The organism is Enterobacter sp. CM29 (assembly GCF_013179605.1).
Classification (GTDB): Bacteria; Pseudomonadota; Gammaproteobacteria; order Enterobacterales; family Enterobacteriaceae; genus Enterobacter; species Enterobacter intestinihominis.
This window is the reverse complement of the sequence record NZ_JABMCU010000014.1, coordinates 23697-39743: the sequence shown is the minus strand read 5'-3', so window position 1 is coordinate 39743 and position 16047 is coordinate 23697. Positions and strand designations below refer to the sequence as shown.

Below are 16047 nucleotides of genomic sequence, written 5' to 3'. Positions count from 1 at the left end.
GAACGAAACCGGCTCGGACTCCAGCTCAATGGATAACATGCTGGAACTGCTGCTGGCGGGCGGGATGGATATCGTGCGCGCCATGCGTCTGCTTGTACCGCCGGCCTGGCAGAACAACCCGGATATGGACCCTGAGCTGCGCGCGTTCTTTGACTTTAACTCCATGCACATGGAGCCGTGGGATGGCCCGGCAGGCATCGTTATGTCCGACGGACGTTTTGCCGCCTGTAACCTGGACCGTAACGGTCTGCGTCCGGCGCGCTATGTCATTACCAAAGACAAGCTCATCACCTGTGCCTCTGAAGTGGGTATCTGGGATTACCAGCCAGACGAAGTGGTCGAGAAAGGCCGCGTCGGACCGGGTGAGCTGATGGTGATCGACACCCGCGGTGGGCGTATTCTGCACTCTGCTGAAACCGACAACGATCTGAAGAGCCGCCATCCGTACAAAGAGTGGATGGAGAAAAACGTGCGTCGTCTGGTGCCGTTTGAAGATCTGTCAGACGAAGAAGTGGGTAGCCGCGAGCTGGACGATGACACCCTCGCGAGCTTCCAGAAGCAGTTTAACTACAGCGCGGAAGAGCTGGACTCGGTTATTCGCGTGCTCGGCGAAAACGGCCAGGAAGCGGTCGGCTCAATGGGTGACGATACCCCGTTTGCTGTGCTCTCCAGCCAGCCACGCATTATTTACGACTATTTCCGTCAGCAGTTTGCGCAGGTCACCAACCCGCCAATCGATCCGCTGCGCGAAGCCCACGTCATGTCGCTGGCCACCAGCATCGGCCGTGAGATGAACGTATTCTGTGAAGCCGAAGGCCAGGCGCACCGTCTGACCTTTAAATCACCGATCCTGCTGTACTCCGATTTCAAACAGCTCACCACCATGACCGAGGAGCACTATCGCGCCGACACGCTCGATATCACCTTCGACGTGACCGAAACGAGCCTCGAAGAGACGGTGAACGCGCTGTGCGACAAAGCCGAGCAGATGGTGCGTAACGGCACCGTTCTGCTGGTGCTGTCTGACCGCAACATCGCGAAAAACCGTCTGCCGGTACCTGCACCCATGGCGGTGGGGGCTATCCAGACGCGTCTGGTGGACAAGAGCCTGCGCTGCGATGCCAACATCATCGTTGAAACTGCGAGCGCGCGCGACCCGCACCACTTTGCGGTGCTGTTAGGCTTTGGCGCCACGGCGATCTACCCGTATCTGGCCTACGAAACACTGGCCCGCCTGGTGGATACCCGCGCGATCGATAAAGACTACCGTGCTGTGATGCTGAACTACCGTAACGGCATCAATAAAGGTCTGTACAAGATCATGTCCAAAATGGGCATCTCGACCATCGCCTCTTACCGCTGCTCGAAGCTGTTTGAAGCGGTCGGTCTGCATGACGACGTTGCCAACCTCTGCTTCCAGGGCGTGATCAGCCGTATCGGTGGCGCAGGCTTTGCTGACTTCCAGCAGGATCTGGTGAACCTGTCGAAACGCGCCTGGCTGGCACGTAAGCCGCTGGAACAGGGCGGTCTGCTGAAATACGTTCACGGGGGTGAGTATCACGCTTATAACCCGGACGTGGTGCGCACACTGCAACAGGCGGTGCAAAGCGGCGAGTACAGCGATTATCAGCAGTATGCTGATCTGGTGAACAACCGTCCGGCGGCGACGCTGCGCGATCTCATTGCCCTCAATCCGGGTGAGGAAGCGGTCAGCATTGACGAGGTTGAACCCGCATCTGAGCTGTTCAAACGTTTCGATACCGCGGCGATGTCCATCGGCGCGCTGAGCCCGGAAGCCCACGAAGCGCTGGCGGAAGCCATGAACAGCATCGGCGGCAACTCCAACTCCGGCGAAGGCGGTGAAGATCCTGCCCGTTACGGCACCAATAAAGTGTCCCGTATCAAGCAGGTGGCGTCCGGCCGTTTCGGCGTAACGCCTGCGTACCTGGTTAACGCCGACGTCATCCAGATTAAGGTCGCGCAGGGGGCAAAACCGGGTGAAGGCGGTCAGCTGCCGGGTGATAAAGTCACCCCGTACATCGCTAAGCTTCGCTACTCGGTGCCGGGCGTGACGCTGATCTCCCCGCCGCCGCACCACGATATTTACTCTATCGAGGATCTGGCGCAGCTGATTTTCGACCTGAAACAGGTCAACCCGAAAGCGATGATCTCCGTGAAGCTGGTTTCCGAGCCGGGCGTTGGCACCATCGCCACCGGCGTGGCGAAAGCCTATGCGGATTTGATCACCATCGCCGGCTACGACGGCGGCACCGGCGCAAGCCCGCTCTCCTCCGTAAAATACGCGGGTTGTCCGTGGGAGCTTGGTCTGGTGGAAACCCAGCAGGCGCTGGTCGCCAACGGCCTGCGTCACAAAATCCGTTTGCAGGTAGACGGCGGGCTGAAAACCGGCCTCGACATCATCAAAGCGGCGATTCTGGGTGCGGAAAGCTTCGGCTTCGGTACCGGCCCGATGGTTGCGCTCGGCTGTAAATACCTGCGTATTTGCCACCTGAACAACTGCGCAACGGGCGTTGCTACCCAGGATGAAAAGCTGCGTAAGAATCACTATCACGGCCTCCCGTTCAAAGTGACTAACTACTTTGACTTCATCGCCCGTGAAACCCGCGAGCTGATGGCGCAGCTGGGCGTGAAGCGTCTGGTGGATCTGATTGGCCGTACCGACCTGCTGAAAGAGCTTGAGGGCTTCACGGCCAAGCAGCAGAAGCTGGAGCTGTCTAAGCTGCTGGAAACCGCTCAGCCGCATCCTGGCAAAGCGGTTTACTGCACCGAGAACAACCCGCCGTTCGACAACGGCGTGCTGAACGCGCAGCTGCTGCAACAGGCGAAGCCGTACGTGGATGAGAAGCAGAGCAAAACGTTCTGGTTTGATATCCGCAACACCGATCGTTCCGTGGGTGCATCCCTCTCCGGTTACATCGCGCAAACGCACGGTGACCAGGGCCTGGCGTCGGATCCGATTACCGCGCACTTCAGCGGTACCGCGGGTCAGAGCTTCGGTGTGTGGAACGCGGGCGGCGTTGAGTTATACCTGACCGGTGATGCCAACGACTACGTCGGAAAAGGCATGGCGGGCGGTCTGCTGGCGGTGCGTCCTCCGGTTGGTTCAGCCTTCCGCAGCCATGAAGCAAGCATCATCGGCAATACCTGTCTGTACGGTGCAACCGGCGGTCGTCTGTTTGCCGCGGGCCGTGCGGGCGAGCGTTTTGCGGTGCGTAACTCCGGTGCCATCACCGTGGTGGAAGGCATCGGCGATAACGGCTGTGAATACATGACGGGCGGAATTGTGTGCGTCCTGGGTAAAACCGGCGTGAACTTTGGCGCGGGCATGACGGGCGGTTTTGCCTACGTCCTGGATGAAGACGGTGAGTTCCGCAAACGCGTGAACCCGGAACTGGTGGAAGTGCTGGACGTTGATACGCTGGCCATCCACGAAGAACACCTGCGCGGCTTAATTACCGAACACGTGCAGCATACCGGTTCTTCGCGCGGCGAAGAGATCCTGGCCAACTGGCCGGCGTTCTCTGCGAAATTTGCGCTGGTTAAGCCGAAGTCCAGCGATGTTAAAGCCCTGTTGGGTCACCGTAGTCGTAGCGCAGCAGAGCTGCGCGTGCAGGCGCAGTAAGGAATTCAGATGAGCCAGAACGTTTACCAGTTTATCGACCTTCAGCGTGTTGATCCGCCAAAGAAACCGCTGAAGATCCGTAAAATTGAATTTGTTGAAATCTACGAGCCGTTTTCAGAAGGCCAGGCCAAAGCACAGGCAGACCGCTGCCTGTCCTGCGGTAACCCTTACTGCGAATGGAAGTGTCCGGTCCATAACTACATCCCGAACTGGCTGAAGCTGGCCAACGAAGGGCGTATTTTTGAAGCCGCCGAGCTGTCTCATCAGACCAACACCCTGCCGGAAGTGTGCGGCCGCGTGTGCCCTCAGGATCGTCTGTGTGAAGGCTCCTGTACGCTGAACGACGAGTTTGGCGCGGTGACCATCGGCAACATCGAACGCTATATCAACGATAAAGCGTTCGAAATGGGCTGGCGTCCGGATATGACCGGCGTGCGTCAAACCGACAAGCGCGTGGCGATTATCGGCGCGGGCCCGGCAGGCCTGGCCTGTGCGGACGTGCTGACCCGTAACGGCGTGAAGGCGGTGGTCTTTGATCGCCACCCGGAGATTGGCGGCCTGCTGACCTTCGGTATCCCGGCCTTCAAGCTGGAGAAAGAGGTGATGACCCGCCGCCGCGAAATCTTCACCGGCATGGGCATTGAGTTCAAACTCAACACCGAAGTGGGCCGCGACGTGCAGCTCGACGACCTGCTGAAAGATTACGACGCCGTGTTCCTGGGCGTAGGCACTTATCAGTCCATGCGCGGTGGTCTGGAGAACGAAGATGCGCCAGGCGTGTACGACGCGCTGCCGTTCCTGATTGCGAATACCAAACAGCTAATGGGCTACGGCGAGACCGCCGATGAGCCGTTCGTCAGCATGGAAGGCAAACGCGTGGTGGTGCTGGGCGGCGGTGATACCGCGATGGACTGCGTGCGTACCTCCATTCGTCAGAACGCGGCGCACGTCATCTGTGCTTACCGTCGTGACGAAGAGAACATGCCGGGCTCTAAGCGCGAAGTGAAAAACGCGCGTGAAGAGGGCGTGGAGTTCCAGTTCAACATCCAGCCTCTGGGTATTGAGGTGAATGCCAACGGTAGAGTGAGCGGCGTGAAGATGGCGCGCACGGAGATGGGCGCGCCGGATGCGAAAGGCCGTCGTCGCGCGGAGATCGTGGCCGGTTCTGAACACGTGATCCCGGCTGACGCCGTGGTGATGGCGTTTGGTTTCCGTCCTCACAGCATGGAGTGGCTGGCGAAGCACAGCGTAGAGCTGGACTCTCAGGGCCGCATAATTGCGCCGGAAGGCAGCGACAACGCGTTCCAGACCAGCAACCCGAAAATCTTCGCCGGTGGCGACATCGTTCGCGGCTCTGACCTGGTGGTCACGGCGATTGCCGAAGGCCGTAAAGCGGCTGACGGGATCATGAACTTCCTGGAAGTGTAAGCCCCTCTGACTCCCCGGCAGAAGCATAAAGCGGAACGCTGGGGAGCCTGTTTTCAGTAGCCTGCCCTTAAGTTAATGATACCTTTTTAAGCAAAAAAGCAGCGTAAATCCTGACGTAAACGTTTGCTTTCATGAAAAAAATGTATATTATGCGGCGGATTTTTTGGCCAAAATTCAAGGAGGCGTTGTGTCGCAAGATAACAATTATAGCCAGGGCCCCGTCCCTCTGGCGGCGCGGAAAGGCGTGGTTCCACTCACTTTTGTGATGTTAGGGTTAACCTTTTTTTCCGCCAGTATGTGGACCGGAGGTACGCTCGGTACCGGTCTTTCCTATAATGATTTCTTCCTCGCAGTTCTCTTCGGCAATCTCCTCCTCGGTATTTACACTGCTTTTCTTGGCTACATTGGCGCACAAACCGGCCTCTCAACCCATCTTCTTGCGCGTTACTCGTTCGGTATAAAAGGTTCCTGGCTTCCCTCCATGCTTTTAGGCGGTACGCAGGTAGGATGGTTTGGCGTCGGCGTAGCGATGTTTGCCATCCCGGTGAGTAAAGCCACGGGCATCGACGTCAATATCCTGATCGCGGTATCCGGTCTGTTGATGACCATGACCATCTTCTTTGGTATCTCAGCGCTGACGATTCTTTCGATCATCGCCGTTCCCGCGATAGTTATCCTCGGTAGCTACTCCGTCTGGCTGGCGGTGCACGGCGTGGGCGGGCTGGATCATTTAAAAGCGATGGTGCCACAGACCCCGCTCAATTTTTCAGGCGCGCTGGCGCTGGTCGTCGGCTCCTTCATCAGCGCCGGAACGCTGACCGCCGACTTCGTCCGCTTTGGGCGTAACGCGAAAGGCGCCGTGGTGGTGGCAATGGTGGCGTTTTTCCTTGGCAACTCGCTGATGTTTATCTTCGGTGCGGCAGGCGCCGCGGCAGTTGGACAGGCGGATATCTCGGACGTGATGATCGCTCAGGGGCTACTGCTGCCCGCCATTATCGTTCTCGGCCTGAACATCTGGACAACCAACGACAACGCGCTCTATGCGTCGGGTCTGGGCTTTGCCAACGTGACCGGCCTTTCCAGCCGCACGCTGTCGGTGGTTAACGGTATTATCGGCACGCTCTGCGCGCTGTGGCTGTACAATAACTTTGTCGGCTGGCTCACCTTTCTGTCGGCGGCGATCCCTCCCGTCGGTGGGGTGATTATCGCCGACTATCTGATCAACCGCCGCCGCTACGCCAGCTTCCATAGCGCTACCTTTGTGCCGGTCAACTGGGTAGCCATTCTTTCGGTCGCGCTCGGCGTGGCTGCCGGGAATATTATTCCCGGTATAGTGCCGGTGAATGCGGTCCTCGGTGGCGTATTCAGCTACCTTCTGTTAACCCCCTTAGTCAGACGTACCTTTGCTACCGCCCCGGAGGCTCCCCATGCAGAATAATACCCTCACCATTCGTCAGGCCCGTTTACAGGGGCAAGAGGGGTTATGGCAGATCGCAATTGAAAACGGGCGCTTTAGCCGTATTGAACCGCAGGACGCGGCATCGTCACCTGCGGGCCAGGTGCTTGATGCTGAAGGCGGGCTGGTCATTCCCCCTTTCGTTGAGCCGCATATCCATCTGGATACCACTCAAACGGCTGGTGAACCGAGCTGGAACCAGTCTGGTACCTTATTCGAGGGGATTGAGCGCTGGGCTGAACGTAAGGCGCTGCTCACCCACGAAGATGTTAAGACCCGCGCAATGCAGACGCTGAAATGGCAGATGGCCAACGGCATTCAGCATGTGCGTACTCACGTTGACGTCTCCGATCCCACGCTGACGGCGCTGAAAGCGATGCTGGAAGTGAAGCAGGAGGTCGCCCCGTGGGTCGATCTGCAAATCGTGGCGTTCCCCCAGGAGGGCATTCTTTCTTATCCCAACGGTGAAGCGTTGCTGGAAGAGGCGGTGCGTATGGGGGCGGACGTCATTGGCGCAATTCCGCACTTTGAATTTACCCGCGAGTATGGTGTGGAGTCGTTGCACAAAACCTTCGCACTGGCGCAGAAGTACGACAGGCTGATCGACGTACACTGCGACGAAATCGATGATGAACAGTCGCGCTTCGTGGAAACCGTCGCCGCGCTGGCGCACCGTGACGGGATGGGCGCGCGCGTTACCGCCAGCCATACCACAGCGATGCACTCCTATAATGGCGCCTACGCGTCCCGCCTGTTTCGTTTGCTGAAAATGTCGGGCATCAACTTCGTCGCCAATCCGCTGGTGAACATCCACCTTCAGGGCCGTTTCGACACCTATCCTAAGCGCCGCGGCGTAACGCGCGTGAAAGAGATGCTGGAGGCGGGGATCAACGTCTGCTTTGGGCATGATGACGTTTTCGATCCGTGGTATCCCCTGGGCACCGCCAATATGTTGCAGGTGCTGCATATGGGTTTACACGTCTGCCAGCTGATGGGGTACGGGCAGATTAACGACGGGCTGAATCTGATCACCACCCACAGCGCGAAAACGCTCAACCTGCAGGACTACGGCGTGAAGGTGGGTAATTCTGCGAACCTGGTTGTTTTACCGGCCGAAAATGGCTTTGATGCGGTTCGTCGCCAGACGCCTGCGCGTTATTCGGTTCGTCACGGGCGGGTTATCGCCGAGACGGTACCCAGCCAGACAACGCTGCATCTGACGCAGCCGGAAGCGGTAACCTTTAAACGGTAATTATCGCTTCAGGAAATCTCATCCGGAGACGTATCAGCCTGTTTACGCTTTATCAGGTCTACAAACCGCAGCCTCTTTGCAGACCTGGTAAGCGCGGCGCCAGCGGTGAACTGGCGTGTCTATTTTCGATATTCTTTTGCAGAAGAGAGATTATAAATAGACCAGCGTAATCACCGCCTCGCCGTCCAGCTTGATCTCTTGCCCGCTGCCAAGCCCGTTGGCGACAGCGGCACTCACCTGTAGCGGAACAACCGCCGATGAGATCGGCTGCGGAATATCCGTGCCTTTTTGCACAAACGTATAGAAAAAGTCCTGCTGGGTCGGCAAGGGCAATAGCGTCGTGCGCGTCCATGGACCATTTTTGGTCGCGGCCCCGGCGATCTCCACCTGAACAGCGGCACTTTCGTCGGCTGCCGTCACGCCTGCCGCGTTAATTTGCACCCCATAACTGCCAATCGGCTTCTGCTCGCTGGTCAATCCTAAACCAAACAGGCGGGTCGTATCACGCACATAGGCACCGTTATTTATCTGGAATTTTACCCCTTCTTGCCCGGACTTATCTTTGCCAACGACCACGGAACTGGCGCGGGTATCACGCGCGGTAATCGCAACTCCCGTAGAAGATTCACACGTCACCGATAGTGTAAGATCGCGAGTACCAAGCTGTGTGAATGCGCTGGAGGAGAGCGACCCCGCATAGCGCGTGCCGAAATCTGCCACACCGCCATTGCTCAACGTCGGTGTACAGGCGGCAGCATCAACGGTGACATCCACATCAATATTGACCGTATCAGTTGCCCATACCGCTGAAGCGGCAGACATTCCGCAGAGTAATAGCGCTATACGCTTTTTCATTGTACATCCATCCTTACGCGTAAATTTCCGCGCCACACTTCTCTGTCCGTAATATGGTTACTTTTGAAGCGCGGTTTGATGGTAAGCGTGACAGACGCCGTTTTTCCCCGCAGCTCCTGACCGTTGATAAACGCAATCCCTTCGTTAAGCGCTGGCGCGATCTCTCTCACGCCGCCATTGGTAACCCACGGGTCGCCGGCATGGATAGCCGCCAGATTGACTGTACGATCGTCCACCGTTGCCTGCGCGGCAGTAACGCGCATGACGCCGTTATCACCAAAACCAAATTCATGCCCTTTCGGTACGTTACTGCCCAGAAAGAGACGAATACGCGACGGTTCATCGCATATCACGTTCAGGACAATCTGTTTCTCCGGCATCTCAATCAACCTGTTCCCTTCCGCCTGGCGCTCTGCGGCACTCATACGGCCATAGCTGAGTTTTTGCTGGCTTGATACTAACTGGCAGTCAGCCATAGCATGCAGAGAAAACGCCATTGCGCACACGGCTAAAAAAAGCGCCTTCATTTACACACCTCATTGACAGTTTCATAGAATGTATCGGTATTTGCCTCTTTCGGAAGCTTCAGACCAAATGCACAGGTGCCGTTATCCAGTTTTGCCACCACCTGTTGAGCAGGTTCAACATCGTTAAAAAAGACCACGCCGTCATCCACTGAGGTCGTAAGATAATTTCCGTGCGAATCCTCAAGGGCGATCCCTTTCGGCAGCTTTTTACCGTTTGCCAGGGTAACGTTCACCAGTGCACGTCGCTGGGTTAACGCAGTAAAATCAAGATGCCCTACCGCTCCTTTGCCAAGCGTGACGACACGGGTTCCATTCCCGATATCCATATTTTTCGGCAATGTTTCCGTATCCACTTCTACCCGCGCTGGGCGCCAGGCTCCCACTGACGGTACCACTGCCTGACCACGGAAGTCGGTCCATACCGGCCCCTGGGGCGTGTCAATCCTCACACCGGAGACGGGTTTATCCAGAGCAGCGATCGCGAACGTGTCGCGGATCGCCCATGGAGAGAACGTAACGCCTTGTCCATGAACCGCGATGCCCCCCTGTAGCGATCCTGAATAGCTGCGGCTATTCTCGTTATCCGAACTGGCGCTCAGGCCAAGCTGCGTATAGTGAAGGTTGCTGCTTATCCCACCGTTTACATTATCGCGATTCGTGGCCTGATCGTGTTCAGCTCCCAGCGACCAGGATGTGGTATCACTTACAACGCCAAGCGCAGAGGCGCCATACCGCGTTTTATGGTCATCATGACGGCTGTACAGGCTAACGCTATTGCTGGCACCAAAAGGAATACTGAGGTTGACGTAGAACAGATCGCCATCATCCTCATTCTCCTCATCTGCACTCAACTGATGTTGCCAGTTCATGGAAATCGTGGCGTACTTGAATGACTTGTTCCAACCCGCAGAGATGAAGCGGGAATCATCTGACTTATCATAACCCTGCGTTTGGTAGTAGCTGGTGCTAAGCGTGCCTAAGTAGGGCACACTCCAGGTCAGCCCGGCGGAATACTCATTTTTATTACCGCTGTCGAAATCATCATCCAGTGCTTCAAAAAGTTCGCGATAGTCTTGCGATTTATGCGTAACAGAGGCGTTAGCCCCCATGCCAAATGCGGGGTCAGAACTCCATGTTGCCGATAGCGTGTACCTCTGCCCTTTCAGTGAATCTTTCGAATCGTTGGACTGGTTCGCCTGGAGTGAAACAAGCCAGGCTGGTAGCGGCACTGTATCAAGGCTGGTGGCGACAGCCTGGTAATCTTCGCCTACGATTGAGCCTGCGTTGACATTCACCCGTTCGCTTAGTTTCCAGCCTCCAGAAAGGCTGGCTACCCATGGCGTTTCACTATAGCTATCGCTCACTCGTCCCAGCGCGAAGTGATATCCTGAAGGCGCCCCTGCGCTCTGGTTATACAGCGCTGCGGGCACCACATAGCTGTGCTGGCTGCCATCGGTTTCCACTACCGTCACGTTCAGATCGCTAACGCCGTTACGTACCGGCACATCGGTGAGATTAAACGGCCCGACCGGCACCAGTGTGCTGTACACCAGAACATTTTGCTGACGCACTTCAATACGGGCCTGAGGCGTATTGGCGATACCGGACACGCTCACTCCGCTACCGCCCTGTTGTAAGGCTCTCTCCGGTGAAAGCTCGATACCATAGATTCCCGTTCCCTGAAGAAGGGAGTTATTGATATTGACCTCGCCCGCCCTCAGGGTACTTTTCAGGGGGACAAAAGTATGCTGCAAATAGGTCGACGAGTTATTACTCTCGAATTCTCCGTCGCTCCGGCTCAGCAGTTGCTGAGTACGTAAGATCCAGTCGTCGAAATTGACCCCACCGTCCAGCATGGCCTGTGAATAGTCAGAGTGCCCGTCACCAAACTCATTGCGCGAGGAGAGAAGAGAATAATTCAACAGCGCAGCAGTGCCACCGGAAGTATAAGCTCCGATATCCGATTCGCTGTTTGCTACCCGATCCGCCGGTACAACCAGACTTAGAGATTCTTGCGCAGGCGAAGCCTCCACAATAGCGCTCGGGATATGACCGGTATAATCGTAGCAGCCGGACTCATAGTCAGAGGGAACTTTTAATCCTGCCTGCTCCATAAAAGGTTTGTCGAAACAGAGATCGCCGTTGTTGTCGAAACGAGCAATAACGTTGCCTTTATTATCACCATTCACCTTCAGGGCGACGGAAACGCTACCCGGTAAATACTTCGTCTTGCGAGAGAAATAATTTGATACGTCCGGGTTTATCCCCAGTGAACGAAGCGTTTCCTGATCAAAATTAATGGCAGCAGTCTCCATCTGCTGAGCCATCGCCTGGCCAGAACAGACCAGGCCAATGAGACAGGCGAGTAACGTTTTTTGCTGCATATCCTTTGCTGTCCTTATAGAGGCTTACTTCAAATCTGTAGTAAAGCGATCCCCTTTATAGCCGTAACGACTCGCCGGATAGAATTCAACTTTATTATCAGAGAAATTTGGTAATGTTGTTTTTATCGAGGTGTGAGGAAGGATGTAGGTCTTATCCAGCACACCCGCTTTTCCTGAGGGTAATGTTTTAAAGGATGCCGTTATACGAACAACGTAATCGCTGGGATTGTTGATAACCAGGCCATCACCCTTTTTGTTCCATGTCAAAAATTTCCATGGCTGCGTCTCCTCAGGTAGACCCGCAGGATGAATTACAACAGGAAGATCCTGGCGGATAGTCAACGCAACTTTATCTTCTCCTTTCTCCTTTGGAGGAATGCCTTCGAACGTGACGCGTTTAAGTTCTTCATACTTCATGGGTTTGCTGGTTTGCAGCAGAAAACGCATTCGCTGTGTTTCCCCGGCGTCGACACGGACTACAGGTTGAGAAACGATTAAACGAATAGATTTATCGCTATCAGGTAAATCTACAATGTTTGTATAAAGCAATGCAGGTTGCGAATCCGTATTTTTAACATTCATACTGGCTTCGCCTTTTTGTGCATCGACTAATAAAACCGATGTTTCTGGAACCATACCGGTGGCACAACACTTTGTCGCTACAGCCAACAACGCAAGATATAGAATTTTCTTCATGACTTTCCACTCACATAAATAAATAAAAATCATACCGGCATTATTTTTATTATTCTTGCGGCAGAGAAAGCTATTTTAATGCAAAAAAAGCGTGACAATGGCTTTTAAATACTCTAACCATTGCCACGTTAATTAAGCGTTAAATTATTAGAGATATACCAGACTAATGGTTGCGTTACCGTCCAGCGTAATTACGTCAGTCGTACCTAATACCGAGTTATCCTGCACTGCAGAGGTAACCAGCAACGGCACGCTAAGCTGTTTGAAGGCTTTTGGCTGCGTGGTACCGGCTGTTGCTACGGTATTCGCTTTTTGGTAGCCCGTGCAGCCATTAAGCGAGCAGAGGTAACCCAGGCCTGGCGCAACTTTCTCCCAGGAACGCTGGCCTTCAGTGATGCTCCCTGTTACCAGGGTGTCAACATTCGCGCCATCCGCTGTGACCGCTTCAGTATTGATGGCAACGGTGTAAGCACCAATGCTCACGCCAGCGGTGGTTTTACCCAGACCAAAGGCACCAGCGGTGTTGCTGAAGTCTGATTTATCCGTACCGCTACCTGCGATAAACGCGGTTGAAGACAGGTTAACGCGACTGTCCAGGCGGTTATCGGTGGAGGTAAAAGCAACGCTCATGTTGCTTTCGCAACTGATATTAAGCGTGATGCTTTTCTGCCCCAATTGTACCAGCTTGTTTGTCGCACCGGTCGGTGCAATATTTTGGTTCAGTACCGTTCCATAATCTACAACGCCGCCATCAGGCAGGGTCGGCGTACATGCAGCCGGGTTAATCGTACCGACAACTTTCAGCGTAACATCGTTAGCGGCCTGGGCAGCAAAAGCGGATAAACCGAAGGCTACGGCGACGGTTGCTGCCGAGAGTACTTTTTTAAATTCCATTATTTTCATTTCCCGATTTATTTTCTACAGCATTTAGCAATAACGAATATCAAAGATAAACAAGGCTCAGCGTGGCATTACCGTCAAGCGTGATAGTATCGCCTGTACCCAATACAGTGTTGTCCTGAAGCGCAGTCGTAATGCGTAACGGCATATTCATAACTTTAAAAGCTTTTGGTGTGGTGGTTCCCGATGCAGCAGCCGTAAAGACACGTGTCTGGCCTGTGCCACTGTTAACTGGTGCAAAAGCACCCGTACTGGATTTTACCCAGGTATAATTTGATGTATCGGTACCTGTGGCTGCAATGAGATCAGCGACAACACCATCTGTTGTTGTATTAACGGGATCTGCTGCAATTACATAGGAGCCAATATTCACACCCGCACTCGTTTTACCCAAGCCATAGGCGTTTCCTGAAGCGTTAGCATTTACATTATCGAAAAACCCATTTTCAATATAAGCGGCGCTCCCCAGGCCCACACGAGTATCATGGCGGTTATCCGTAGAAGTCACCCCAACGCTGGTATCGCTGTCACAGGTAATAGTGAGAGTAATACTTTTAGCCCCCAACTGAACCAGTGTATTCGCCGTGCCAGTTGGATTGATGGTAGAAGCTGGCATTGTGCCATAATCTACCACTCCACCGTTTGGCAGTGAGGGTACGCAGGAACCAGGAACGATATTACCAATAACTTTCAACGTCACATCATTAGCAGCGTGTGCATTTGACATGGCGAGGGCTGCACAAATAGCAGCAGATGAAAATAATTTTTTAAAAGTGATATTCATAATTTGTCCTTAAAAGAAAATCCGTTTTTGTTAACGCACATATATATTTTCACAGGGTGATATCGGATACAATCAAATTAAAATAAAACATTATTGAAGATAAATTTAACTGTCCTACAGAAAATAACCCAACAAGATTAATCCCATGCCAATTAATAGACCGATATCTTTTGCAAAGACACAAGTTTTTTAGAGAGTAATTTTATGCAGAAAATAAAAAAACCTGCACAGTTGTGCAGGTTCGGAAAAAATATTGTGCTTTATGAAGTTTATTTGACGACACGGAGTGCCGGACGACCACCGCGCGGAGGCGGATCGTCATCAGGGTCATTGTCGTCGTGATGGTCGGGTTTATCGCCATCAATCACAGACATTACCGTGTCGCTTTCACGTTCATCGGATGTCCCATCATCGTTCAGGCTGGCGACCTCTTCATCATAAGCCGCTTCCGGTTCGAACATGGTACCTGCACCGTTTTCACGGGCGTAGATAGCCAGAACCGCAGCCAGCGGAACGGAAACCTGCCGCGGCACGCCGCCGAAACGCGCATTAAAGCGCACTTCGTCGTTCGCCAGTTCCAGGTTACCCACTGCACGTGGCGCAATATTCAGTACAATCTGTCCGTCGCGTGCGTATTCCATTGGAACCTGCACGCCCGGCAACGTCACATCCACAACCAGGTGCGGCGTGAGCTGGTTATCCAGCAGCCATTCATAGAAGGCGCGCAGCAGATACGGACGGCGTGGTGAAAGTTGTGACATTTCCACAGTCATTAGCCTCGGCCGAGACGCATTTCGCGCTCCGGTTCAGTTAAGGATGCCAGGAAAGAGTCGCGTTCGAATACGCGAGTCATGTAGCCTTTCAGCTCTTTCGCGCCAGGACCGCTGAATTCTACGCCCAGGGTTGGCAGGCGCCACAGCAGCGGTGCCAGGTAGCAATCTACCAGGCTGAACTCATCGCTCAGGAAGAAAGGTTTTTGACCAAATACCGGCGCAATCGCCAGCAGCTCTTCACGCAGCTGTTTACGCGCAGCATCCGCTTCTGAAGAGGAACCGTTAACGATAACGTTCATCAGCGAGTACCAGTCTTTCTCGATACGCTGCATGTACAGGCGGCTTTCACCACGCGCAACAGGGTAAACAGGCATCAGCGGCGGATGCGGGAAACGCTCATCCAGGTATTCCATAATGATACGGGATTCCCACAGGGTCAGCTCACGATCCACCAGCGTCGGTACGCTTTGGCTCGGGTTGAGATCGATCAGATCCTGAGGCGGGTTATCCTTTTCCACATGCTCGATCTCAAAACTGACACCCTTCTCGGCCAGCACGATACGAACCTGATGGCTATAAATGTCAGTAGGACCAGAAAACAGCGTCATTACCGAACGTTTGTTGGCAGCGACAGCCATGAAAACCTCCAGGTATATTCAGAATTTTTACTGCTACCAGCCCAACGGGGCCAGCCAGATGATGTATCGCCCATCCCAGAGAAAACACATTGTTCAAGAATCGAACAAAAATCGAGTATTCACCGATATTTGGGCATAAAATTGGATGATAGTTTACCAGATTTTGATGGCTTTGTGGTGAGGGGATGCCGGAAATGTGGAAAAAGAGAAGATATATGAAATGTTACTGTGGATAACCTGCGCATTATCCATAAAAAAACCCGCCGAAGCGGGTTTTTCGCCAATCGTTCTGCGTAAGCAGAATAGATTAACGTTTGGAGAACTGTGGACGACGACGTGCTTTACGCAGACCCACTTTCTTACGTTCAACCTGACGAGCGTCACGAGTAACGAAGCCAGCTTTACGCAGTTCAGAACGCAGGGATTCGTCGTACTCCATCAGCGCGCGGGTGATACCGTGACGGATCGCACCTGCCTGACCGGAGATACCACCACCTTTAACGGTGATGTACAGATCCAGTTTTTCTACCATATCAACCAGTTCCAGCGGCTGGCGAACTACCATGCGGGCAGTTTCGCGACCGAAGTATTGTTCCAGAGAACGCTGGTTAATTACGATTTTACCACTGCCCGGTTTAATGAAAACGCGAGCTGCGGAACTTTTGCGGCGACCAGTGCCGTAGTATTGATTTTCAGCCATTGCCTATAATC

General features: G+C 54.0%; 13 protein-coding genes. 4 read left to right on the top strand and 9 right to left on the bottom strand.

Features of this window, described 5'->3' with window-relative positions; all coding sequences use genetic code 11:
- The 4 genes from gltB to codA all read left to right on the top strand — a co-directional run.
- A partial coding sequence (gene gltB / locus HP459_RS03550; protein ID WP_171935942.1) for a glutamate synthase large subunit occupies nt 1-3643 on the top strand: 3643 nt, incomplete at its 5' end.
- 9 nt (nt 3644-3652) lie between these two features.
- Complete coding sequence (gene gltD / locus HP459_RS03545; protein WP_023298729.1) at nt 3653-5071, top strand: glutamate synthase subunit GltD; 1419 nt, start codon at nt 3653-3655, stop codon at nt 5069-5071.
- A gap of 187 nt (nt 5072-5258) precedes the next feature.
- Complete coding sequence (codB, locus tag HP459_RS03540; RefSeq protein WP_155025560.1) at nt 5259-6509, top strand: cytosine permease; 1251 nt, start codon at nt 5259-5261, stop codon at nt 6507-6509.
- Nucleotides 6499-7779, top strand: coding sequence for a cytosine/isoguanine deaminase (gene codA, locus HP459_RS03535; protein ID WP_063146516.1), 1281 nt, complete (start codon nt 6499-6501; stop codon nt 7777-7779). Before codB ends, codA begins: the two co-directional genes overlap by 11 nt.
- Before the next feature lie 150 nt (nt 7780-7929).
- On the opposite strand, the gene HP459_RS03530 is transcribed toward codA, so the two are convergent.
- The 9 genes from HP459_RS03530 to rpsI all read right to left on the bottom strand — a co-directional run bounded on the left by HP459_RS03530 (nt 7930) and on the right by rpsI (nt 16036).
- Nucleotides 7930-8634 (bottom strand): DUF1120 domain-containing protein, encoded by a 705-nt coding sequence (locus HP459_RS03530; RefSeq protein WP_233158456.1) that lies wholly within the window; start codon nt 8632-8634, stop codon nt 7930-7932.
- A complete protein-coding gene (locus HP459_RS03525; RefSeq protein WP_022649547.1) occupies nt 8631-9161 on the bottom strand; it encodes a hypothetical protein in 531 nt (176 codons plus the stop codon). Before HP459_RS03525 ends, HP459_RS03530 begins: the two co-directional genes overlap by 4 nt.
- On the bottom strand, nt 9158-11545 hold the full coding sequence (locus HP459_RS03520; protein WP_171935941.1) for a fimbrial biogenesis usher protein: 2388 nt from the start codon (nt 11543-11545) through the stop codon (nt 9158-9160). Before HP459_RS03520 ends, HP459_RS03525 begins: the two co-directional genes overlap by 4 nt.
- A 24-nt stretch (nt 11546-11569) precedes the next feature.
- Complete coding sequence (locus tag HP459_RS03515) at nt 11570-12241, bottom strand: fimbria/pilus chaperone family protein (protein WP_022649549.1); 672 nt, start codon at nt 12239-12241, stop codon at nt 11570-11572.
- A gap of 147 nt (nt 12242-12388) precedes the next feature.
- Complete coding sequence (locus tag HP459_RS03510; protein WP_022649550.1) at nt 12389-13135, bottom strand: DUF1120 domain-containing protein; 747 nt, start codon at nt 13133-13135, stop codon at nt 12389-12391.
- A gap of 49 nt (nt 13136-13184) precedes the next feature.
- A complete protein-coding gene (locus HP459_RS03505; RefSeq protein WP_022649551.1) occupies nt 13185-13925 on the bottom strand; it encodes a DUF1120 domain-containing protein in 741 nt (246 codons plus the stop codon).
- 269 nt (nt 13926-14194) lie between these two features.
- Nucleotides 14195-14692: a ClpXP protease specificity-enhancing factor gene (sspB, locus tag HP459_RS03500; RefSeq protein ID WP_032622090.1), complete on the bottom strand. Its 498-nt coding sequence runs from the start codon at nt 14690-14692 to the stop codon at nt 14195-14197.
- A 5-nt stretch (nt 14693-14697) separates the two neighbouring features.
- Complete coding sequence (sspA, locus tag HP459_RS03495) at nt 14698-15336, bottom strand: stringent starvation protein SspA (protein ID WP_003860438.1); 639 nt, start codon at nt 15334-15336, stop codon at nt 14698-14700.
- Nucleotides 15337-15643: 307 nt separating this feature from the next.
- Nucleotides 15644-16036 carry a 30S ribosomal protein S9 gene (gene rpsI, locus HP459_RS03490; RefSeq protein ID WP_003860436.1) on the bottom strand — a complete coding sequence of 131 codons (393 nt, stop codon included), beginning with the start codon at nt 16034-16036 and terminating at the stop codon, nt 15644-15646.
- Between the last annotated feature and the right edge of the window lie 11 nt (nt 16037-16047).